General features: G+C 65.1%; 18 protein-coding genes. 8 read left to right on the top strand and 10 right to left on the bottom strand.

Annotated features, from left to right (window positions below; all coding sequences use genetic code 11):
• Positions 1–34: 34 nt before the first annotated feature.
• Complete coding sequence (locus HZB49_RS25900) at positions 35–1,612, bottom strand: fatty acid--CoA ligase (protein ID WP_291616576.1); 1,578 nt, start codon at positions 1,610–1,612, stop codon at positions 35–37.
• A gap of 144 nt (positions 1,613–1,756) precedes the next feature.
• A complete protein-coding gene (locus HZB49_RS25905; RefSeq protein WP_291616578.1) occupies positions 1,757–2,629 on the bottom strand; it encodes an SDR family oxidoreductase in 873 nt (290 codons plus the stop codon).
• 118 nt (positions 2,630–2,747) lie between these two features.
• Here HZB49_RS25905 and HZB49_RS25910 point away from each other — a divergent pair, with 118 nt between their 5' ends.
• From HZB49_RS25910 to ppc, 3 genes are all read left to right on the top strand, one after another.
• A complete protein-coding gene (locus tag HZB49_RS25910) occupies positions 2,748–3,563 on the top strand; it encodes a crotonase/enoyl-CoA hydratase family protein (RefSeq protein ID WP_291616580.1) in 816 nt (271 codons plus the stop codon).
• 138 nt (positions 3,564–3,701) lie between these two features.
• Positions 3,702–5,240, top strand: coding sequence for an acyl-CoA synthetase (locus tag HZB49_RS25915; protein WP_291616582.1), 1,539 nt, complete (start codon positions 3,702–3,704; stop codon positions 5,238–5,240).
• An 827-nt stretch (positions 5,241–6,067) separates the two neighbouring features.
• Positions 6,068–8,881, top strand: a complete 2,814-nt coding sequence (gene ppc, locus HZB49_RS25920; protein ID WP_291616584.1) for a phosphoenolpyruvate carboxylase — start codon at positions 6,068–6,070, stop codon at positions 8,879–8,881.
• Positions 8,882–8,947: 66 nt separating this feature from the next.
• On the opposite strand, the gene HZB49_RS25925 is transcribed toward ppc, so the two are convergent.
• From HZB49_RS25925 to HZB49_RS25935, 3 genes are all read right to left on the bottom strand, one after another.
• Positions 8,948–9,862: an SDR family oxidoreductase gene (locus HZB49_RS25925; protein WP_291616586.1), complete on the bottom strand. Its 915-nt coding sequence runs from the start codon at positions 9,860–9,862 to the stop codon at positions 8,948–8,950.
• Between the two features lie 180 nt (positions 9,863–10,042).
• Complete coding sequence (locus HZB49_RS25930) at positions 10,043–11,182, bottom strand: thiolase (RefSeq protein WP_291616588.1); 1,140 nt, start codon at positions 11,180–11,182, stop codon at positions 10,043–10,045.
• A gap of 6 nt (positions 11,183–11,188) precedes the next feature.
• Complete coding sequence (locus HZB49_RS25935) at positions 11,189–11,602, bottom strand: Zn-ribbon domain-containing OB-fold protein (protein WP_291616590.1); 414 nt, start codon at positions 11,600–11,602, stop codon at positions 11,189–11,191.
• A gap of 207 nt (positions 11,603–11,809) precedes the next feature.
• On the opposite strand from HZB49_RS25935, the gene HZB49_RS25940 reads away from it, so the two are divergent.
• The 5 genes from HZB49_RS25940 to HZB49_RS25960 are packed head-to-tail and all read left to right on the top strand — an operon-like array spanning position 11,810 to position 16,557.
• Entirely contained in the window at positions 11,810–13,156 is a 1,347-nt protein-coding gene (locus tag HZB49_RS25940; RefSeq protein WP_291616592.1) for an amidase, read from the top strand.
• Positions 13,157–13,172: 16 nt separating this feature from the next.
• Positions 13,173–13,835, top strand: coding sequence for a DUF2848 domain-containing protein (locus tag HZB49_RS25945; protein WP_291616629.1), 663 nt, complete (start codon positions 13,173–13,175; stop codon positions 13,833–13,835).
• A 47-nt stretch (positions 13,836–13,882) separates the two neighbouring features.
• On the top strand, positions 13,883–14,623 hold the full coding sequence (locus tag HZB49_RS25950; protein WP_291616594.1) for a 2OG-Fe(II) oxygenase: 741 nt from the start codon (positions 13,883–13,885) through the stop codon (positions 14,621–14,623).
• 13 nt (positions 14,624–14,636) lie between these two features.
• Positions 14,637–15,290 carry a DNA oxidative demethylase AlkB gene (alkB, locus tag HZB49_RS25955; RefSeq protein ID WP_291616596.1) on the top strand — a complete coding sequence of 218 codons (654 nt, stop codon included), beginning with the start codon at positions 14,637–14,639 and terminating at the stop codon, positions 15,288–15,290.
• Positions 15,291–15,330: 40 nt separating this feature from the next.
• Positions 15,331–16,557: an MFS transporter gene (locus HZB49_RS25960; protein WP_291616598.1), complete on the top strand. Its 1,227-nt coding sequence runs from the start codon at positions 15,331–15,333 to the stop codon at positions 16,555–16,557.
• Here HZB49_RS25960 and HZB49_RS25965 read toward each other — a convergent pair.
• The 5 genes from HZB49_RS25965 to HZB49_RS25985 all read right to left on the bottom strand — a co-directional run bounded on the left by HZB49_RS25965 (position 16,554) and on the right by HZB49_RS25985 (position 22,109).
• Entirely contained in the window at positions 16,554–18,182 is a 1,629-nt protein-coding gene (locus HZB49_RS25965) for a thiamine pyrophosphate-dependent enzyme (protein WP_291616599.1), read from the bottom strand. The two genes, HZB49_RS25960 and HZB49_RS25965, sit on opposite strands and share 4 nt — an antisense overlap.
• A 16-nt stretch (positions 18,183–18,198) precedes the next feature.
• Positions 18,199–19,065: a fumarylacetoacetate hydrolase family protein gene (locus HZB49_RS25970; protein ID WP_291616601.1), complete on the bottom strand. Its 867-nt coding sequence runs from the start codon at positions 19,063–19,065 to the stop codon at positions 18,199–18,201.
• A gap of 3 nt (positions 19,066–19,068) precedes the next feature.
• Positions 19,069–20,052, bottom strand: a complete 984-nt coding sequence (hpaD, locus tag HZB49_RS25975; protein ID WP_291616604.1) for a 3,4-dihydroxyphenylacetate 2,3-dioxygenase — start codon at positions 20,050–20,052, stop codon at positions 19,069–19,071.
• 124 nt (positions 20,053–20,176) lie between these two features.
• Positions 20,177–21,718 carry a 5-carboxymethyl-2-hydroxymuconate semialdehyde dehydrogenase gene (hpaE, locus tag HZB49_RS25980; RefSeq protein WP_291616606.1) on the bottom strand — a complete coding sequence of 514 codons (1,542 nt, stop codon included), beginning with the start codon at positions 21,716–21,718 and terminating at the stop codon, positions 20,177–20,179.
• A complete protein-coding gene (locus HZB49_RS25985; protein WP_291616608.1) occupies positions 21,711–22,109 on the bottom strand; it encodes a 5-carboxymethyl-2-hydroxymuconate Delta-isomerase in 399 nt (132 codons plus the stop codon). The genes hpaE and HZB49_RS25985 overlap by 8 nt, the downstream gene beginning before the upstream one ends.
• Positions 22,110–22,127 lie beyond the last annotated feature (18 nt).

Raw genomic sequence — 22,127 nt, forward strand, 5'->3', positions numbered from 1 at the left:
GCTCGCGCTTCGCTTGGCCGGGACGACAGCCGAGCTAATTCACCTGCCGGTCCTTCCCCGCCCAATAGGGATCGCGCAGATTCCGCCGCAAGATCTTCCCCGACGGATTCCTCGGCAGTGCCTCGATGAATTCCACCGACTTCGGCGTCTTGTAGCCGGCGATCCGCGTGCGGGCGAAATTGATGATGTCGGTGGCGGTCGCCTGCTTCCCGGGCTTCATCACCACGATCGCCTTCACCGCCTCGCCCCATTTGTCGTCGGGGATGCCGATCACGGCGGCTTCCGCCACGTCGGGATGGTCGCACAGCGCGCTCTCCACTTCGGCCGGATAGATATTCTCGCCGCCGGAGATGATCATGTCCTTGATGCGGTCATGGATGTAGAGATAACCATCCTTGTCCATGTAGCCGGCGTCGCCCGTGCGCAGCCAGCCGTCGGACTGAAGCGTCTTCGCGGTCGCCTCCGGCAAATTCCAGTAGCCGACCATGTTGGAGCCGGAGCGGGTGGCGATCTCGCCGACTTCGCCCGTCGGCAACGGCTTGCCGTCGGGACCGAGGATCGCAAGCTCGATGCCGGGTAGGGCCTTGCCGGCCGAGCGCATGCGGTCGAGGCCCTCGATGTGGTCCTCCGGCGGCAGCGCGACGATCGTCCCTGTGGTCTCGGTCATGCCGTACATCTGCACGAAGCCGCATTTGAAGACTTCGATGCATTCCTTCAGCAGCGCCGCCGGAATCGGCGAGGCGCCGTAGAGCATGTATTTCAGCCGCGAGAAATCCATCGTGCGCGCGCGGGGCTGCCGCACCACGAACTGCATCGCCGCCGGCACCATGAACAGCTTCGTGATGCCGGAGTGCTCGAAGAAGTCCAGCACCTTGGTCGGATCGAACTCGCGCGCGATGACGCCCTTGGCGCCGTGATAGAGCCCCATCACGCCCCAGCCGGAGCCGCCGATATGGAAGATCGGCATCGCCACCAGCGACACGTCGTCGGTCGACCATTTGTTCCATTCGGGCTTCTCGGCCTCGCTGCCGGTCTGCACGAGGTTGAGAAAATTGGCATGCGAGAGCATCGCGCCCTTGGGCTTGCCGGTCGTGCCCGACGTGTAGAGCTGGATCGCGACGTCCTTCGGCTCGATCCCCACCTTGGGATCGTCGCCGCTCTGCGCATCGCGCCAGGCCGCAAAATCCTGCCATTCCGGCGCGCCGCCTTCGGTGGTGATGACGTGCTTCACATCGGGCAGTCCGGCCTTGATGTTGCGAACCTGCGCGATGAATTCCGGCCCCACGAACAGCGCCGGCGCCCTGCAATCCCCGACGATGAAGGCGACTTCCGGCCCGGCGAGGCGCCAGTTCACCGGCGCCATCACCACGCCCGCCTTCATGGCGCCCATCAGCAGCTCGAAATAGAGGTCGCTGTTCTTGCCGAGATAGGCGATGCGGTCGCCCTTCTTCAGGCCGAGCGCAATCAGCGCGTTCGCAACGCGGTTGGTCTTGACGTCGAACTCGGCGAAGGTCGTTTGCCGTCCCTCGAACTCGTAGGCAATCGCATTGCCGCGGTTCTTGGCCTGCGCGCGCACCATGTCGGCAAGGTTTGCCGGAACTGCCGTGGACATGCTTCTTCCCGTGATGATTTTGTTGCTTGTCGTGATGTTACTTCCGTCATTGCGAGGAGCGAAGCGACGAAGCAATCCAGCCTTCGTGCCGCGGCGAAGGGAAGCTGGATTGCTTCGCTTCGCTCGCAATGACGGGGAGGGACGTCACGCCCTCTTCGCGCGGTCCTTCTCGTTCTGCGCGGAGATCGCGTCGCGGGCGCGCTGCCAGTCGGCATCGGACCATTCGCGCATCTCGTAGAAATTGCCGCCGGTGGCGAGAGCCTGCGCGCCGTCCATGGCGATGGTCTCGCCGCTGATCCAGTCGCAGCCGCCGGAGATCAGGAACACGGCGAGGTTCTGCAACTCCTCCATTTTGCCGACGCGTCCCATCGGATTGCGCGCGATGGTGCGCGCGCCGGGCTGGTCGTTGGGGTTGAGGCGCTTGCTCATGCCTTCGGTGGGGATTTCGCCGGGGGCGATGGTATTGAGGCGGATGCCATAGCGTCCCCATTCGGCCGCCAGCGACATCGTCATGGCATGGATCGCCGACTTGCTCATCGCCGACGGCACCACGAAGGGGCTGCCGTTGCGTACCCAGGTCACCGTGATCGAGACGACGTTGCCGGGGTGCTTGCCCGCGATCCAGCGCCGGCCCACCGCATGCGTCACGTAGAAAGTGCCGTGCATCACGATGTTGGCCACCGCATCGAAGCCGCGCGGCGAAAGGTCCTGCGTGCGCGAGACGAAATTGCCGGCGGCGTTGTTGATGAGGTCGGTCAGGGGGCCGGCGGTCCAGATCTGTTCGATCATCTCGTCGACCGCCATGGCGTTCCTGATGTCGACGCCGTGGCTGACCACGCGTCCGCCGTACTCGCCCATCAGTTCGGTTGCGGTCTCGTCGCATACAATCTTGCGGCGGCCGCAGATGTGCACCTCGGCCCCGAGTTGCAGGAATTTGGCGGCCATGCCCTTGCCGAGGCCGGTTCCGCCGCCGGTGACGAGAATGCGCCGCCCGGCGAGAAGCTGATCGTTGAACATCGTTTCCACCCGAGGAAATTGTTGAAGGGGATTGTTGTTAATTGGTCGATTGACTAAACCCGAATGACGGCCTTTGTGTAAAGCCGCAAACAAAGAATACAGGTGAGGAGATTTGCTCATGGAAGATCGCGTCTCGATATCGATCGCCGACGGTATCGCCGACGTCCGGCTGGTGCGCGCGGACAAGATGAATGCGCTGGACCAGGCCATGTTCGAGGCGCTGGTGGCGGCAACCGAGCGTCTTTCAAAGGAAAAATCCGTCCGGGTGGTAGTATTGTCCGGCGAGGGCCGCGCCTTCTGCGCCGGTCTCGACATGGGCCGCTTCGCCGCCATGAAGGACAATGGCGGTAACGGAGTGCCGGGCGGCGAAAGCCGCGATCTCTCCAGGCGTACCCACGGCCAGGCCAATTTCCCGCAGCAGGCGGTGTGGGGCTGGCGCCAGCTTCCGGTCCCCGTCATCGCCGCGATCCAGGGCGTCGCCTTCGGCGGCGGCTTCCAGCTCGCGCTCGGCGCCGACATCCGCCTGATGGCGCCGGATGCGCGCATGTCGATCATGGAGATCAAATGGGGCCTGGTGCCCGACATGGCGGGCACGCCGATCCTGGCGAGCCTGGTGCGCGACGACATCCTGCGCGAGCTGACCTACACCGGCCGCATCTTCTCGGCGCAGGAGGCATTGAGCTACGGCCTCGCCACCCGCATCTGCGACGACCCGCGCGCGGCAGCGCTGGAGATGGCGCGCGACATCGCCGGCAAGAACCCGCACGCCATCCGCGCCGCGAAGCGCATGATGAACAATCTCTCGGTCGATCCGGGTCCTGCGCTGCTGGCGGAGTCCGTCGAGCAGCAGAAGCTGATCGGCAGCCCCAACCAGACCGAAGCCGTGCGTGCGAACATGGAAAAACGCGCGCCAAGGTTTGCGGAGGCGGGGTAACCCTCATCCTGAGGAGCGCGTAGCGCGTCTCGAAGGATGAAGGCCCGTCTGTGGCCTCATGATTCGAGACGCCTGCTCCGCAGGCTCCTCACCATGAGGGTCTTCCACCAAACCCGACAACAGAATCGGAATGCGACAATGACCTCTCTCTTCCACGGCATCATCAGCGGAAAGCGCCGGCGCAGCCATGACGAGGTCGCCGAGCGCGCCGAGCGCATCGCCTCGGGACTGCAATCGCTCGGCGTGAAGCAGGGCGACAGCGTCTGTATGCTGATGCGCAACGACGTCGCCTTCATCGAGGCAGCCTATGCGGCGATGCGGCTGGGTGCCTATGGCGTGCCGATCAACTGGCACTTCAAGCCGGAAGAGATCAATTACGTGCTGATGGATTCCGGCACGCGCGTGCTGATCGCCCATGCCGACATGCTGCACCAGTTGCGGGACGCAATTCCAGCCGGCGTCACCGTGCTGGCCGTTCCGACGCCGCCGGAAATTCTCCAAAACTACAAGATCGACCCCGACCATCTGGCGATGCCGGATTTCGCGATCGACTTCGAATCCTGGCTGAAGGATTTTCCCCGCTACGACGGCCCGGCGGTGCCGCAGCCCGCCAACATGATCTACACCTCCGGCACCACGGGCCATCCCAAGGGCGTGCGCCGCAACGCGCCGACGCCGGAGCAGACGGCCAATGCGGAAGCCATGCGCGCGCTGATCTACGGCCTCAAGCCCGATGCCCGCGTTATCCTGCCGGGCCCGCTCTATCACTCGGCGCCGAATTCCTTTGGCCTGCGCGCCGGCCGGCTCGGTGGCGTGCTGGTGTTGATGCCGCGCTTCGACGCCGAGGAATTCCTGCACCTGATCGACAGCGAGAAGATCGACACCATCTTCATGGTGCCGACCATGTTCATCCGCCTGATGAAGCTCCCGGAAGAGATACGCCGGAAGTACGACATGTCCTCGCTGCGCCACATCATCCATGCCGCTGCACCTTGCCCCGCCGACGTCAAGCGCGCGATGATCGACTGGTGGGGCCCGGTGATCTACGAATTCTACGGTTCGACCGAGTCCGGTGCGGTGACCTTTGCGACCTCGGAAGACGCGCTGAAGAAGCCGGGCACGGTCGGAAAAATTTCACCCGGCGCGGAGCTGCGCTTCATCGGCGATGATGGGCGCGAATTGCCGCCCGGCCAGATCGGCGAAATCTATTCGCGCATATCGGGCAATCCGGATTTCACCTATCACAACAAGCCGGAGAAGCGCACCGAGATCGACCGCGCCGGCTTCATTACCTCGGGCGACGTCGGATACATCGATGAAGACGGCTACGTCTTCATCTGCGACCGCAAGCGCGACATGGTGATCTCCGGCGGCGTCAACATCTATCCCGCCGAGATCGAGGCGGTGCTGCATGCCTTGCCCGGCGTGCACGATTGCGCCGTGTTCGGCATCCCCGACGCCGAGTTCGGCGAAGCGCTGATGGCGGTGGTGGAGCCGCAGCCGGGTGCGGCGCTCGATGTCGCCGACATCCGCGCCCGGCTGAAGACCTCGCTCGCCGATTACAAGGTGCCCAAGCACATCGAGATCGCGATCAATTTGCCGCGCGAGGATTCCGGAAAAATCTTCAAGCGCCGCCTGCGCGATCCCTATTGGGAGCGGGCAGGGCGGCGGATCTAACCGCAACGAGAAAAGCTGGATCGTAGGGTGGGTTAGCCGGAGGCGTAATCCACCACCCACGCGCACCAGTCGGTGGGTTACGCCTGCCGCCGGCGCTCGTTGAGCTGCCGGATAGCGTGGCCCGGCTAACCCACCCTACGATTTTTCCGAATTGTCCCTTGACTATTCCGTAAATCGGAACTATATCTGCCCCATCCCGCGCCACCATGAGGGGACGCTTCGCGGTCGTCACGAACGTTTGCGCGGGTTGCGATGGACGCTGCGGCGTCAGGCGGGATCAGTCTCGCCAGACGAAACGTTCGCGGCGTACGGCGAAATCGTGTGGTCCTGGCGCCGCGACCCTGGCGCTACGCCGACGGGAATCTTCCCATTGGCAACGGGGGCAAGAAAGGCCGTTCCCCGGGGAGATTACGTATAAGCCGTAAAGCCATTGCGCGGGGAAAGCCGGGATGTCCTGGCTGTACCTGTCAAACCCGTGTGCATTTGCTTTTGCTACAGATCGCACACGGTGATGCGGGCGCAGTCGGCGCCCGGCTTTCCCTGCGCCCTCTGGAAGACGGAGGGCCAACGAAGATGCAAACCCCGGGCGAAAACGCGCCGCGGGAATGCGGACGCTCACCCCATCGTCGCCCCGGCGCAGGCCGGGGCCCATACGCCGCAGCGGAAATTGTTCAGCGCGATGGGTGGTTGGCTTTCCCTAACAATGAGGACTTGTGGTTATCGGCCCCGGCCTGCGCCGGGGCGACAAACCCCATCTTCATCTTGCACTGCGGCAAAAAACTTGCACACTCCACACCAGCCGGGCAGCCTCTGGAGTAGCCAGCCCCATGTCGCCCCAGACCAAGCCGTCCGAGACCGACGCCCGCGCCAAACGGGCTGAAGAGGCGCAGATTCTTGAAAAATTTGCGCAAGAGGCAGACGCCCGCCTGCGCGACGACATCCGGCTCTTGGGCCGCATCCTCGGCGATACCGTGCGCGACCAGGAGGGGGCGGATGTCTTCGACCTCGTCGAGCGCATCCGCCAGACCTCGATCCGCTTCCACCGCGACGACGACAAGCCGGCCCGGCGCGAGCTGGAGCTGATCCTCGACAGCATGTCGATCAGCCAGACCGTGCGGATCGTGCGCGCCTTCAGCTACTTCTCGCACCTGGCCAACATTGCCGAGGACCAGAACAACATCCGCCAGATGCGAGCGCGGACAGGGCGGGGCGGCGCACCGCGCACGAGCATGCTGGCCCAGACGCTGGCGCATGCCCGCGACGCCGGCATCAGCGCGGCCGATCTGCGCCGCTTTTTCGCAACCGCCGAGGTCAGTCCCGTGCTGACGGCGCATCCAACCGAAGTCCGCCGCAAGAGCACCATGGACCGCGAGATGGAGATCGCCGCGCTGCTGGACCGGCGTGAGCGGGTGCAACTCACCCCTGAGGAGGCCGCGGCCGACGACGAGCAATTGCGGCGGGAAGTGCTGACGTTGTGGAAGACCAACCTCTTGCGCCGGACCAAGCTGACCGTGCTGGACGAGGTCGGCAACGGCCTGTCGTTCTACGACTACACTTTTTTGCGCGAGGTGCCGCGGCTGCACTGCGCGCTGGAAGACCGGCTGAACGAGGGTGATGGCGCGGCGCGGGGCGAACTGGCTTCGTTCCTGAAGATGGGAAGCTGGATCGGCGGCGATCGCGACGGCAACCCGTTCGTGACCGCTGAAGTGATGCGCGGCACGCTGAAACTCCAGTCAAGCCGGATACTGCGCTACTATCTGGAGGAGCTGCATGTCCTCGGCTCGGAGCTGTCGCTGGCGGCGCATCTGGCCGACATCTCCAAGGATTTGCGCCTGCTTGCCGAGCGCTCGCCGGACCGCTCGCCGCATCGCAGCGGCGAGCCGTATCGTCTGGCCGTCTCCGGCATTTTCGCGCGGCTCACCGCGACCGCGGCGCGGCTGGGTGTCGAGACGACGCGCGCGGCGGTCGGAGAAGCGGAGGCCTATGGCAATGTCGCGGAATTCAAGGCCGATCTCGACATCCTCTACCGCTCGCTGGTGTCGAACAATTCCGGCGTGATTGCGCGTGGCCGGCTGCGGCAGTTGCGCCGGGCGGTGGATTGCTTCGGCTTCCACCTCGCAAGCCTCGACATCCGCCAGAACTCCGCCGTGCATGAGCGCACCGTTGCCGAGCTGATCGACGCGGCGATGCCGGGCATGTCCTATCTCGCGCTTGGCGAGGAGGCGCGGGTGGCGCTGCTGTCAAAGGAACTGAGCAATGCACGTCCGCTGACCTCGGCCTTCGTCAAATACAGCGAGGAGACCGCCGGTGAACTGGCGGTCTTCCATGCCGCGGCCGAGGCCCATTCGCTGTATGGCGCCGCCGCGATCCCGCAATGCATCATCTCGATGTGCAAGGGCATGTCCGACATGCTCGAAGTGGCGCTGCTGCTGAAGGAAGCGGGCCTTATTCACCCTTCCGGCCGCAGCGCCGTCAACATCGTGCCGCTGTTCGAGACCATCGAGGATCTGCAGGCCTCCAGCGGCATCATGGACCGCATGCTGTCGCTGCACGACTACCGCAAGCTGGTGGACAGCCGCGGCGCGTTGCAGGAGGTCATGCTCGGCTATTCCGACAGCAACAAGGATGGCGGCTTCGTCACCTCGGGCTGGGAGCTCTACAAGGCCGAGATCGGCCTGGTCGAAGTGTTCGAGCGCCACCACGTGCGCCTGCGCCTGTTCCACGGCCGCGGCGGTTCGGTCGGCCGCGGCGGCGGTCCGAGCTATGACGCCATCATCGCCCAGCCGGGCGGGGCGGTGAACGGCCAGATCAGGATCACCGAGCAGGGCGAGATCATCTCGAGCAAATATTCCAATGCCGAGGTTGGCCGCAGCAATCTGGAAATCCTGGCTGCGGCCACGCTGGAAGCAAGCCTGTTGCAGCCGAAGCAAAGCGCGCCGCGCACCGAATACCTCAAGGCAATGGATGAACTATCCACGCTGGCCTTCAAGGCCTATCGCGGCTTGGTCTACGAGACCGAGGGCTTTGCTGATTATTTCTGGTCGTCCACCGTCATCAACGAGATTGCGACGCTCAACATCGGCAGCCGCCCGGCCTCGCGCAAGAAGACCCGCGAGATTGAGGATCTGCGCGCGATTCCCTGGGTGTTCTCCTGGGCGCAATGCCGGCTGATGCTGCCGGGCTGGTACGGCTTTGCCAGTGCCGTCGAGACCTGGATCGCCAGAAATCCCGACAAGGGCATGGCCTTCCTGCAGGAGCTCTACCGCGAATGGCCGTTCTTCCGCATGCTCTTGTCGAACATGGACATGGTGCTGGCCAAGAGCTCGATCGCGATCGCTTCGCGCTATGCCGAGCTGGTGCCCGACGTTGAGCTGCGCGAGAAGATATTCAGCCGCATCAAGGTCGAATGGCACAACTGCATCGACCTGCTGCTGAAGATCATGGGGCAGGACCGGCTGCTGCAGGGCAACCCGCTGCTCGAACGCTCGATCCGCAACCGCTTCCCCTATCTCGACCCGCTCAATCACGTGCAGGTCGAGCTCTTGAAGGAACACCGCGCGCAAAACCCCGACGAACAGGTGCTGCGCGGCATCCAGATCACCATCAACGGCATTTCCGCGGGGCTGCGCAACAGCGGGTGATTTTACCCTTCGTCATTCCGGGCTCGCGCCAATAGGCGCGCCCCGGAATGACAGAAACTCAGGTGGCTAGACCGGATCCCACGGGAAAATATCCGCCGAGCGGTCGAGCTTGTAGAACGAGTCCTTGAGCGCGGGCATGCCGTGTTCGGCGATGGTCTGCGGCGTCCAACCTTCGCTGCGATGCACCGAGCGCAACGGGCGGTTCTGGCTGAACAGGAATATCTCGTTCATACGCACGCCGAAGATCTGCCCGGTGACGTCCTTGGCCGCGTCGGACATCAGATAGGCGCAGACCGGCGCGATCTTTTCGGGGCCCATCTGCTTGATCTTCTCGACCCGCGCCTTCTGGGCTTCCGTCTCGGTCGGGATGGTGCCGATCATGCGGGTCCAGGCGAACGGCGAGACGCAGTTGGAGCGCACGTTGAAGCGGCCCATGTCGAGCGCGATCGACTTCGACAGGCCGACGATGCCGAGCTTGGCGGCGGCGTAGTTGGCTTGTCCGAAATTGCCGATCAGGCCGGAGGTCGAGGTGAAGTGCACGAAGGAACCGCTCTCCTGCTCGCGGAAGATCCGCGCCGCCGCGTGGCTGACGTAGAACGAGCCCATCAGGTGCACCTTGATGACGGCCTCGAAGGCTTCCACGCTCATCTTGTGGAAGATCATGTCGCGAAGGATGCCGGCATTGTTGACGACCCCGTCGAGCCGGCCGAAATGATCGGTCGCGGTCTTGACGATCTTGCTGGCGGGGATCGCTTCGGCCACCGACTCGAAGTTGGGCACCGCGATGCCGCCGCGCTTCTTGATCTCCTGGACCACTTCCTCGGCCGGCGCGGCCGAGTTGCCGGCGCCGTCTGCGGCGCCGCCGGGATCGTTGACCACGACCTTGGCGCCTTCGGCGGCGCAGAGCAGCGCGATCTCGCGTCCGATGCCGCGGCCTGCGCCGGTGACGATGATGACCTTGTCTTGCAGCGATTTTGCCATTTGGTTGTTCTCCTGATTGATCTCTTGCCTACCTCGCCCCGCTTGCGGGGAGAGGTCGGATTGCATCGAAGATGCAATCCGGGTGAGGGGGACTCTCCGCGAGTCCGAATGTGTGGAAGCAGCCCCTCACCCCGACCCTCTCCCCGTGAAGAACGGGGAGAGGAGAGACGGGCCGCTCCCTTACTTCTCGTTCGTGAAGATGATCGTGCCCGACGCGGCGAACATGCCGCCGACGCCGTGGCAGACCGAGATTTTCGCATCCTTGACCTGCGCCGGCGCGATGCCGCGCATCTGGCGCACGCTCTCCTGCAGCGCGTACATGCCGTACATGCCGGAGTGCATGTAGGAAAGGCCGCCGCCATTGGTGTTGAGCGGCAGCTTGCCGCCCGGCCGCGTGTTGCCGTCAGCGATGAACTTGCCGGTCTCTTCATACGGCATGAAGCCGAGATCGCCGAGGCCGTAGAGCGGCAGATGCGCAAAGGCGTCGTAGATCATGAGGTGGTCGACGTCCTTGTGGGCGATGCCGGCCTCCTTGAAGGCGAGGGGGCCTGCGACCTTGAAGGCGCGCGAGGAGTTGAAGGTCTCCATCTGGCTGACCATCGGCGTTTCCACGCTCTCGCCGGTGCCGAGGATGTAGACGGGCTTGCGCGGAAAGTCCTTCGCCCGGTCAGTCGAGGTGAGGATCAGCGCGCCGCCGCCGTCGGTGACGAGGCAGCATTGCAGCAGGCGGAAGGGATAGGCGATCATCCGCGAGTTCAGCACATCCGCGACCGTGATCGGGTCCTTCATCATCGCCCGCGGATTCTTCGCGGCCCATTCGCGCTGCACCACGGCGACCATGGCGATCTGCTCATGGGTGATGCCCCAGGTCTTCATGAAGCGCAGCACGGGGATCGGGAACATGCTGGGCGGTCCGTAGACGCCGAACGGCGCCTCGAACTGCCCTTGCAGGCTGTCGGCGGGGATCGAGCGCGGCAGCTTGCCGATCATCGACTTGCCGCTCTCGGCATGGGTGATCAGCACGGTCTTGCACAGACCGGCCTCGATCGCGGCCGCGGCATGGCGGACATGCAGCATGAACGAGCAGCCGCCGACCGAGGTGCCGTCCACCCAAGTCGGCTTGATGCCGAGATAGTGGCAGACCTGCTGCGGGCTTTCGACCGCGGTGGCAAAGCCGTCGATGTCGGAGAGCTTCAGCCCGGCGTCCGCAATCGCGTTGAGCGCCGCGTCCGCATGCAGCTGGATCTGCGACATGTTGGGGATGACGCCGAGTTCGGTGGTCTCGGCCGCGCCGACGACGGCAACAGAGTTCCTGCGCATGGCTCTCTACCCCTTCGCCGGACGGAACATGGGAAGGGTGATCTTGTCGTCGAGCTTTTCGAACGCGACCTCGAGCTTCATGTCGAGAACCAGCGCCTCCGGCGTCTGCGGGCAATCGACGATGTTGCTCATCATGCGCGGCCCCTCGTCGAGCTCGACGACGGCGATCGCATAGGGCGGGGTGAAGCCGGGCGCGGCGGGGCGATGATTGATGACGTAGCTGTAGAGCTTGCCCTTGCCGCTCGCCTTGAACGCGGTGACCTTGCGCGAGGCGCAGGACGGGCAGAACGGCCGCGGCGGGAAATAGACGTTGGAACAGGCATCGCAACGCTGCAGGCGCAACTCGCCGGCCTTGGTGCCGTCCCAGAAATGCTGGGTTTCCGGCGTCGGTTTCGGTTTGGCGCGCGCAGCTTCGGCCATTTCGGCAAGTCCTCCCTGGGGTCGGGCAAACGCCCGTTTGTTGCGGTCTTGATGCGACAATTGACCATTCGGCGTCAACGGTCCACCGGCGCGTGCGCATGGCCGTATGCCGGCAGCCGAAGCGCTTGTATGCCAGTGCGCCGCCGCGTTACTGTGCGCGCCATTTCGCTGCACGAAAAATCGCCGGAGCGCGAGGGGACGAGAAGAATGCCGAACAAGACGCTTGCCGCGCTGGCCGACGATCTCGCGAACGGACGCACGAATTCGCGAAAGCTGGTCGAGGAATGTCTTGCCCGGATCGCCGATCCCGCGGGCGAGGGGCAGCGTGCCTTCATTCACGTCGACAGGGACGCGGCGCTGGAAGCCGCCGAGGCGATGGATCGCCTGCGTAAAGCGCGCGCGGCGCCGTCGCCCTTCGCCGGCATTCCCGTCTCGATCAAGGACCTCTTCGACATCAGGGGGCAGGTGACGCGCGCCGGCTCGCGCGCGCTGGAAGATTCGCCTCCGGCGGAGGCGGATGCGCCCGTCGTGGCGCGGCTTCGCGCGGCGGGTTTTGTCGTGATCGGCCGCACCAACATGACCGAATTCGCCTATTCCGGCATCGGGATCAATCCGCATTACGGCACGCCGAAGGGCACATGGCAGCGCAATACCGGCCACGTGCCCGGCGGCTCGTCATCAGGCGCGGCGGTCTCGGTCTCCGACGGCATGGCCTATGGCGCGCTCGGCACCGATACCGGCGGCTCCTGCCGGATTCCGGCGGCCTATAACGGCATCGTCGGCTACAAGCCGACGCAACGCCGCGTGCCGCTCGACGGCGGCGTGCCGCTGTCGTCCGCGCTCGACAGTTTTGGGCCGCTCGCCAATTCGGTCGCATGCTGCGCGGCGCTCGATGCGGTTCTCGCGGCCGAGCCGGTCACGCCGATCCAGCCGCGCCCGATCAAGGGTCTCCGGCTCGCGGTGCCGACGACCATTGCGCTGGATGAACTCGACGATGCCGTGGCGAAGGCCTTCGATCGCGCGCTGCAGACGCTGTCGAAGGCCGGCGCGCTGATCGAGCACATCGAGGTGCCGGAATTTCTCGATGTCGGCATGATGAACGCCAAGGGCGGCTTTGCCGCCGCCGAAAGTTTTGCCTGGCATCGCTATCTGATCACAAGCAAGGGCAACGTCTACGATCCCCGCGTCTATGTCCGTATCATGCGCGGCGAAGCCATCACGGCGGCCGATTACATAGACATGCTCAACGCCCGCCGTTCGCTGATTGCCCGCATCGCCGTGCGGCTCGCGCCCTACGATGCGCTGGTCATGCCGACCACGGCGAACACGCCGCCGCGCATCGCCGATCTCGCCGACGACAAGGCCTTTGCCACCGCGAACCTGCGTTCGTTGCGCAACTGCACCCTGATCAACATGATCGACGGCTGCGCCATCTCGCTGCCCGCGCATCGCGAGGGCGAGGTGCCGGTCGGCTTCATGCTGGCCGCCGCCGGCGGCTCCGATCGCCGCATCTTCGAACTGGCCGCTGCGATGGAGGGCACGATCCGTGCATGACCTGACCTTCACCGTGATGGACGACGCCGCCGCAACGCCGCAGACCATATCGATCGAGCAGGCTGTTATCGCCGGCTGGACCGGGCGCGATCCCGTGGCGCGCGACAAGCACATCGCCGAGCTGGAGGCGATCGGTATCGCCCGGCCGGCGACCACGCCGATCTACTACCGCTGCTCGGCGCGCCGGCTGACCACAGACGATGTCATCGAGGTCTGCGGCGGCGATTCGAGCGGAGAGGTCGAGTTCGTGTTGATCGGCTGTCAGGGCCGCATCCTCGTCGGGCTCGGCTCCGATCACACCGATCGCAAGGTCGAGAGCTACAGCGTCACGGTGTCGAAGCAGATGTGCGACAAGCCGATGTCGCCGGTGCTGTGGAAGCTCGATGACGTCATCGGTCACTGGGACCGGATGATCCTGCGCTCCTGGGCCTGGTTCGACGGTCAACGCACGCTCTACCAGGAGGGTACGCTCGACGCGATGCTGCCGGTGAGCGAACTGATCGAACGCGGCTTCGGCAAGTCGGGCCTGCCTGACGGCTGCGCCATGTTCGGAGGCACGTTTGCGGCCAAGGGCGGTATCCGCCCGTCGGTCCGCTTCGAGTACGAGCTGGAAGACCCCGTGCTGAACCGCAAGCTGACCCATGCCTACGACGTGATCGTGCTGCCTGTGCGGGGTTAGCGGAAATCGGGTGGCGAGCACGAGGAGCGCCTGCGAAAATCGCGGCTATGAAAGCAACCGCCAGAAAAATTCAATCCGCTTCCGGCGTCGCCGCCCGCCTCGATGCCATCGACTGGGCGCAGGCGACCGCCGATCTCGACGCGCAGGGCTGCGCCGTTCTGAAGGGGCTGCTGACGCCGGATGAGTGCGGCGCGCTCGCCGCGATGTATCCGGACGACGGCCATTTCCGCAGCCGCGTCGTGATGGGCCGGCACGGCTTCGGCCGCGGCGAATACAAGTACTTCTGCTATCCGCTGCCCGATCCAATCGCGCAACTGCGCGCGGCGCTCTATGGACAGCTCGTCGGCATCGCCAACCGCTGGAACGAGGCGATGGGAATCGACAACCGCTATCCCGTCTCGCATGCCGCGTTCCTGAAGCGCTGCCACGACGCCGGCCAGACCCGGCCGACGCCGCTGCTGCTGCAATACGAGGCCGGCGACTACAACTGTCTGCACCAGGACCTATATGGCGAGCACGTATTCCCGTTGCAGGTCGCGATCCTGCTGTCGCAGCCCGGGCGCGATTTTTCCGGCGGCGAATTCGTGCTGACCGAGCAGCGCCCGCGCATGCAGTCGCGCGCCGAGGTGGTGCCGCTGGCGCAGGGCGATGCGGTGGCATTTGCTGTGCATCACCGCCCCGTGCAGGGGACGCGCGGCACCTACCGCGTTAATCTCCGCCATGGCGTCAGCCGGCTGCGCTCCGGCCACCGCCACACCGTTGGCGTCATCTTCCACGACGCAAAGTAGGTAGCAAACCGGCGTGACCGCAGACTTGTTCGAAAGCGTTGCCGAAGTCCTGCCATCGCGCCAGGCGATGGCGGAAGGCGCCGTATTGCTGCGCGGCTTTGCCAGGCCGGCCGAGGCCGGACTGCTCGCGGCTCTGCGCCAGATCGAAGCGCAGGCGCCGTTCCGCCGCATGTTCACGCCGGGCGGCCACCAGATGTCGGTGGCGATGACCAATTGCGGCTGTTGCGGCTGGGTCACCGACGCGAGCGGTTATCGCTATGACGGCGCCGATCCCGAGTCCGGAAACCCTTGGCCGGCGATGCCCGCAGCATTTCGCGATCTGGCGGAAGCCGCGGCGCGTGAGGCTGGCTTTGCCGGCTTCGCGCCGGATGCCTGCCTGATCAACCGCTATGAGCCCGGCGCCAGGATGTCGCTGCACCAGGACCGGGACGAAAAGGATTTTGCAGCGCCGATCGTCTCGGTGTCGCTGGGGCTGCCCGCGATCTTCCTGTTCGGCGGCCTGAAGCGAACCGACAGACCGCAGCGCTACCGGCTGGAGCACGGCGACGTCGTGGTCTGGGGCGGGCCCTCGCGGCTGTCCTTCCATGGCGTGGCGCCGCTGGCGGACGGCGAGCACCCGGCGCTTGCACGCCGGCGCATCAACCTGACCTTCCGGAAGGCACGCTGACCCTCTCCCCCGGGAGAGAAGGGTAGTCTACACTCACCGCATGACCACGACCGAACTCAAGGCCGGCACCGGCACCGCAACCGCCAACCGCACCGGCATCTATCTCGCCGTGCTGCAGCTCGTGTTCACGCTGGGCTGGACCACCTACGTCATCTATCTGCCGAAGCTCGCCGCCCAGGTCGGCATCGCGCCATCGGCGGTGATCCTGATCCTGATGCTGGACCAGGCGATCTTCACGATCTCCGACACCGCTATGGGCGTTGCCGCCGACAAGGTGTCAAAGCTGATCGGGCGGCTGAGCGTGTTCGTCGGCGTGCTCACCGCGATCTCCTGTGCGGCCTTCGTCGCACTGCCCTTCGTCGCCGGCACCGGGCCGGGCGCGCAAGCCTGGTTCATCGCGCTGATCGTGATCTGGGTGATCACCGCCTCGGCGTTGCGCGCCCCGCCATTGACCCTGCTCGGCAAGCACCGCGCGCAGCCTGCGATCCCCTTCCTCTCGGCGCTCGCCATGCTCGGCTATGGGCTTGCCGGCGCGGTCTCGCCCTATCTCGGCGTGGTGCTGAAGAACCACGATCCCCGGTGGCCCTTCGTGATATCCGGCGTGGTGCTGCTGGTGACGACGCTCGCGTTGGCAAAGGTCGAGCGCGATATCGCGGACGAACCTTCCGCCAGACAGCCCGCCGAACCTGCCAAGCCGCTCAGTACCGTGCCAATCTTCTTCATTTCCTCGATGGTGATCCTCTCGCTCGGCTATCAGCTGCATTTTTCCATCAACAGCGGCCCGTTCTATCTGCGCTTCGCACAGCCAGCCGATCTGCAATGGCTGATGCCGGTGTTCTGGATCGGCTTCAATATCGCGATGTTTCCGGCGAGCGTGGTGGTGAAGCACCGCGGCGGGCTGGTCGTGATGGGCGCGGCCGGCCTGTTAGGTGCGCTGGCCGTGATCGGCGCGGAACTGGCCGGCAATCTCCAGGTCATGATCGTCGCGCAGTTCTTTGCCGGCGCGGCGTGGGGCTGCATGCTGATGGCGGCGGTGTCCGCGGCGCTCGCGATCGGCGAGACCGGCGCCGAGGGCAAGGTCACCGGCCTCGTGTTCTCGGCGCTGGCGCTGGCGACCTTTGCGCGGATGGCGGCCGTCGCCGGCGGCCTGCAGAAGCTGCCGGAATATGCGCCGTTGCTGCAATGGGCGCCGGTTGCCTGCTGGGCGGTTGCCGGCGCCGGGCTTCTGGTGATCGCCGCCTCGCGGCTGCAGGCGCGTCGCGTTTAGGAGGGTCTTGCCGGGTGGATGAACGCCCACGGGCTGACTTCCGAATCGGTCGGCACTTCCACCGCAATCACATAGGGCCCGCCATCGGCCAGCGCTTTCTCCAGTGCCGGGCGGAAGTGATCGGGCGAGGTGACACGCGCCGCGCCTGCGCCGAAGGATTCCGCGAGCTTGACGAAATCGGGATTGACGAGGTCGGAGGCCACCACGCGCCCGTCGAAGCGCTCGCGCTGGTCGCGCCGCACATTGCCGTAGGCGTTGTTGTTGAAGACCAGCGTCACCACGCCGATGCGGAACTGCACGGCGGTGGCCAGCTCCTGCACGCCGAACATGAAGCCGCCGTCGCCGGTGATCGCCACTACCGGCCGGTCGGGATGGGCGACCTTGGCGCCGAGCGCGGTCGGAAAGCCCGAGCCGAGCGTGCCCTGATAGCCCGAGGTGATGAAGGTACGCGGCTCGTAGATCGGAAAGCCGTACCAGGAGGCGAAGCCGACCTGTGACAGCTCGTCGGTGACGATGGCATTCGCCGGCAGCACCTCGCGCAAGATCTTGAGGTACGCCATCTGCGGCTGGATGCGCTGGATATCCTGCTGCGCCGCTGACGTCGCCTCGCGGATGGCCGCGCGCCGGCCGGCAGTCTTGCTGAAGCCGGCCTTCGTTACGGCGGCGACGAGCTCGCGCGTGCCGGCCTTCGAGTCCGAGACCACGGACACATCCGGCACATAACGCCGCATCTCGACCGGGTCGATATCGATGCGGATCGATTTCAGGCCGGCCGGCTGATAGGGCCAGCGCGACATGGTCGGCAATTCCAGCCGGGTGCCGATGCCGATCATCAGATCGGTGGTCGGCCACAGCCGGTAGGCAGCCGCCATGGTCAACCCGAGTTCGTGCGCGTTGGAGACGATGCCGCGGCCGCTACGGAAGGCGACAGCGGGGGCGTTGAGCATCTCGGCGAGCTCGAGGATTTCCTCGCGCGCATGGATGGCGCCGCTGCCGACGAAGATCATCGGGTTCTTGCTAGCCTTGATCAGCGCCGCGGCGGCCCTGATGCGATCGGGATCGGGCAGGGGAGCCGGAATGGGATCGTAGACCTGCGCGCTGCCGACCTCCGCACGCTGGGTGAACACGTCCCATGGCATTTCCAGCGAAGCCGGCCCGCGGCGGCCCGACAGCATTTCCTGGAAGGCGCGGCCGACCAGCGCGGGCGCGACATCGGGATATTCGGCGCGGTCGGCCCATTTCACGAAACTGCGGAGCGTCGCGAGCTGGTCCGGCATCTCGTGCAGATGGCCGCGACCCTTGCCGAGAAACTGCGTCGGCACCTGGCCGGTCAGGCACAACACCGGCTCGTTGCAGCCGAAGGCGGTGAGCAGCGCCGCGCCGGCATTGAGTACGCCGGGGCCCGGCACCACGCTGAACACGCCAGGCCTGCCGCTGGCGCGCGCATAGCCGAACGCCATGTAGCCACAGGCCTGTTCATGCCGCGCGCCGATTACCTTGAGCTGCGCCTGGTGGAAGGCGTCGAACAGGCCGTAGATCTGCGCGCCGGGCAGGCCGAACACGGTGTCAACGCCGTGCGCCACCAGGCCGTTGACGATGGCTTCTCCACCGGAAGCTACGCTCATTGCACTTTCCAATCGCTCAGGGAGTTTCGTCGACGACGCCGTTGCGCAGGATACCGACGCCTTCGGCCTCGACCTCGATGATGTCGCCGGGCTTGAGATACCGCGGCGGATCGAACCGCGCGCCCGCGCCGGTCGGCGTGCCCGTGACGATGATGTCACCGGGCACCAGCGTCGTGAAGGTGGAAATATAATTGAGGAGGTAGCGGAAGCCGAAGATCAGCCGTCCGGTTCGGTCGTCCTGCCGCGTCTCGCCGTTGACGCGGGTGGTCAGGCGGATGTCGGCGATCTGGGCATGATCGGTGTAGGGCACGAGCCACGGACCAAGGCTGCCGGAGGAATCGAAATTCTTGCCCTGCGTCACGTTGAACTTGGCGTGCCGCACCCAGTCGCGCAGCGTGCCTTCGTTGCATAGCGTGATTGCCGCGATGTGGTCGAGCGCCCTGTCTTCCGCAATGTGCCGGCCGGCCTTGCCGATGACGATCACGAGTTCGCCTTCGTAGTCGAGTTGCTGCGAAGCGCGCGGGCGCACCAGCGGCGTGTTGTGGCCGACAAAGGAGCGCGGCGTGCGCATGAACATGCTGGGAAATTTCGGCGCGTCCTGGCCGTCCTTGTACTCGGCGTTGCGGTCCGGGTAGTTGACGCCGATGCAGATGATCTTCTCCGGGGCAGGGATCGGCGTCAGCCAACGGATATCGGCGAGCCCGTGATCGGGCGAGCGTTTCGCGCCTTCCTCGGCAAGCCTCATCAGGGCGCCGACCTCGATCGCCTCGCGCAGCGTCGGATACTCGAAGCGCGCAGAGAGATCGACGATACCGGTATCGGTCACGAAGCCGTATTTGGCGATCCCGCTGACGGCATAGGTGGCAAGGCGAGGGAGGGTCATGGCTCAGTCCGCTACCAGCACGTCGGCCACGAATTGCGGCTCGCGCACGGTCTGCCCGGTGAAGGGCGAACCCTGCTCGAACCAGGAGCGGGGCGCGGGTGCACCCCATAGCGTCTGCCTGCGCGGATCGCGCAGCGACCAGCGCAGCGGTTCGTGGTCGTGATCCCCGGTAAAATAGTCGCTGGTGTAGAGCTCGAGGCGGTGGCCGTCGGGATCGCGCACGTACAGGAAGAACGCGTTGGAGATGCCGTGACGGCCGGGCCCGCGCTCGATATTCTTCAGGTAGCCGCTGGAGGCCATCACGTCGCAGAGATGCAGGATGTTCATCGCGGTCGGCACCCAATAGGCGAAGTGATGCAGGCGCGGGCCCTTGCCGTTGGTGATCGCGAAGTCGTGGACATTGCCCTTGCGGTGCAGCCAGGCGGCGGCGATGCGGCCGTTCGGTCCGTCCTCCTCGGCATATTCGCTGAGCCGGAAGCCGAGCCGGGCGTAGAAGTCGACGGTGCCCTGGACCTCTGCGGCGAAGACGTTGAAGTGGTCGAGCCGTTGCGGGTGACAGCCCTTGTAGAGGTCGTAGCGCCGCAACAGGTGAGGGCGCTTGTCCATTTTCGCATAGAGCTCGATCTGGAAACCGAAGGGATCGGTGAAGTGCAGTGTCCGGCTCTGGAACGGCTGATCGACAAAGGTGTGGGCAATCCCGTTGCCGGAGAGGAAAGCGGCAGCCTTGTCGAGATCGCCGTCGTCGCCAACCTTGAAGCCGAGCCGGTTGCAGGCAGGAGCCGCAGCCTTCCGCAGCACGAGCGAATGATGCTGGTGCTCCTCGCTGCCGCGCAGATAAACCGCCTTGTCGTCGCGATCCTCGACATGCAGGCCCACGGTGGTCTCGTAAAACTCGCGGCTGGTGTCGAGGTCGGTGACGTCGAGCACGGCGTGGCTGGAGCGGATGACGTTGAACGGCGGGTCGAAGACGTGTTTCGGAACGGGCATGGTTTCCTCGGCTCTTTCCTCTTGTCATTCCGGGATGCGCCGCTAGGCGCAAGCCCGGAATCCATACTCACGATGGTGGTTATGGATTCCGGGTTCTCGCTTCGCGAGCCCCGGAATGACGATCTCAAATTCCCAGCTTCTGGATCTTGTGCGTGCCCCGCGCGAGCGAGACGTGCTTGGTTTCCATGTAGAAGTCGAACGAATAGTCGCCGCCGTCGCGGCCGACGCCGGAGGCCTTCATGCCGCCGAACGGCGTCGGCAGGTGGCGGACGTTTTCCGAATTCAGCCAGATCATGCCGGCTTCCAGCGCATCGGCCACCCGCAACGCGCGGCCCATGTCGCCGGTCCAGACATAGCCGGTGAGGCCGTATTGCACGCCGTTGGCGATCTCGACGGCATCTGCCTCGTCCTGGAAGGGGATCACGGTCAGGAACGGCCCGAATACCTCTTCCTGCGCGACGCGCATTTTCGCGCTGGCGTTGGTGACGAGCGTCGGCTGCACATAATGCCCGCCGCCGGGGCCGTCATGCGCCTTGCCGCCGACGGCGATGGTGGCGCCGTCCTGCCTTGCAACGTCGAAGTACGAGCAGACCTTGGCGAGGTGCCGCTCATGGATCAGCGGCCCGATTTCGGTGGCGGGATCGAGGGGATGGCCCACCTTCAGCTTCTGCACGCGGGCAGCGAGCTTTTCGATGAACTTGTCCGCGATGCCCTGCTGCACCAGCAGCCGGCTGGAGGAAGTGCAGCGCTCGCCATTGAGTGAGTAGATCATGAACACGACCGCATCGAGCGCGCGATCGAGATCGGCGTCGTCGAACACGATCACCGGATTCTTGCCGCCGAGCTCGAAATGCACCCGCTTCAGCGTCTTTGCGCCCTGCGCCATGATGGCCGAGCCCGTCGCGCTCTCACCGACAAAGCCGATCGCCTTGATGGCGGGATGTTCGGTCAGCGCCTTGCCGGCTTCCTCGCCGAAACCGTGCACGGTGTTGAGCACGCCGTCGGGCAGGCCGGCCTGCTTCGCCAGCTTGGCGAGCAGATCGGCCGTCACCGGCGACCATTCCGCAGGCTTGTGCACGACGGTGCAGCCGGCGGCCAGCGCAGGCGCGATCTTCCAGGTGGAGAGCATGAACGGCGTGTTCCATGGCGTGATTACGCCGACCGGGCCGATCGGCAAGCGCGTGGAAATATTCCAGTGCTCCTCGCTCGGCGTGTTGAGGCCGTCGCGGGCCTCGGCGCATTTGTCGGCGAAGAAGCGGAAGTTTTCCGCCGCGCGGATCGCGGCCTTGGCCATGAAGCGATGAGCCTGGCCGGTATCGATGCACTCCAGCACGGCGATGTCGTCGGCATTGTCCTCGATTGCATCGGCGACGCGATGCAGGAGTTTTCGGCGCATGGGAGCCGCCATGTCGCGCCAGGACTTGAAAGCGAGCGAGGCGGCGGTTGCAGCGCGGTCGATATCCTCGGCATTGCCGCGGGCGACAGTGGCGAGCACGGAGCCGTCGATCGGTGATTTCGTCTCGAAGGTCTCGCCGGAAATCGACGGCACGATCTTGCCCTCGATGATGTGGCCGATGCCGTCGGCGCGCAGCTTCTTCAACAGCGGCGCGGCGCGCTCGCGATTGGCCTGGAAGACGTCGGCGGATTTGGGCGTGACTTTATCCATGGGCAGGCTCCACTTTCAAAGCGTCGTGGATGTTGTTGCGTTTCCAGCTGGTTTCCTTGTCGTTGATCTGCATGTCGAACGACAACGCAAACCTGCTGTTGGCGAACACCGGATCGAGATAGGCGGACAACGCCTGGAAGATGTGCTCGCCTGCCTTCTTGCGGGTGGGGAGATCGCGGCCCTCACCGAGCCTCAACAGCATCGACAGGAATCCGAGCTGCGGGTCGCCGTCGCCGATCGCATAATGCTCGCATTTGGTGGCGCGGACGCGGATGCCGCCGATCGGGAAGATGCCTGTCTCTACCGCCGCCTTGCGGACCAGCTCGACCACGGCGCCCATATCGACGCGTTTGTCGATATTGGCTGAATATTCGATGGTGAAGTGTGGCATCGCGTTTCGCTCCGGATT

Origin of the sequence: Bradyrhizobium sp. (genome assembly GCF_016219575.1) — a bacterium.
Taxonomy (GTDB): domain Bacteria; phylum Pseudomonadota; class Alphaproteobacteria; order Rhizobiales; family Xanthobacteraceae; genus Bradyrhizobium.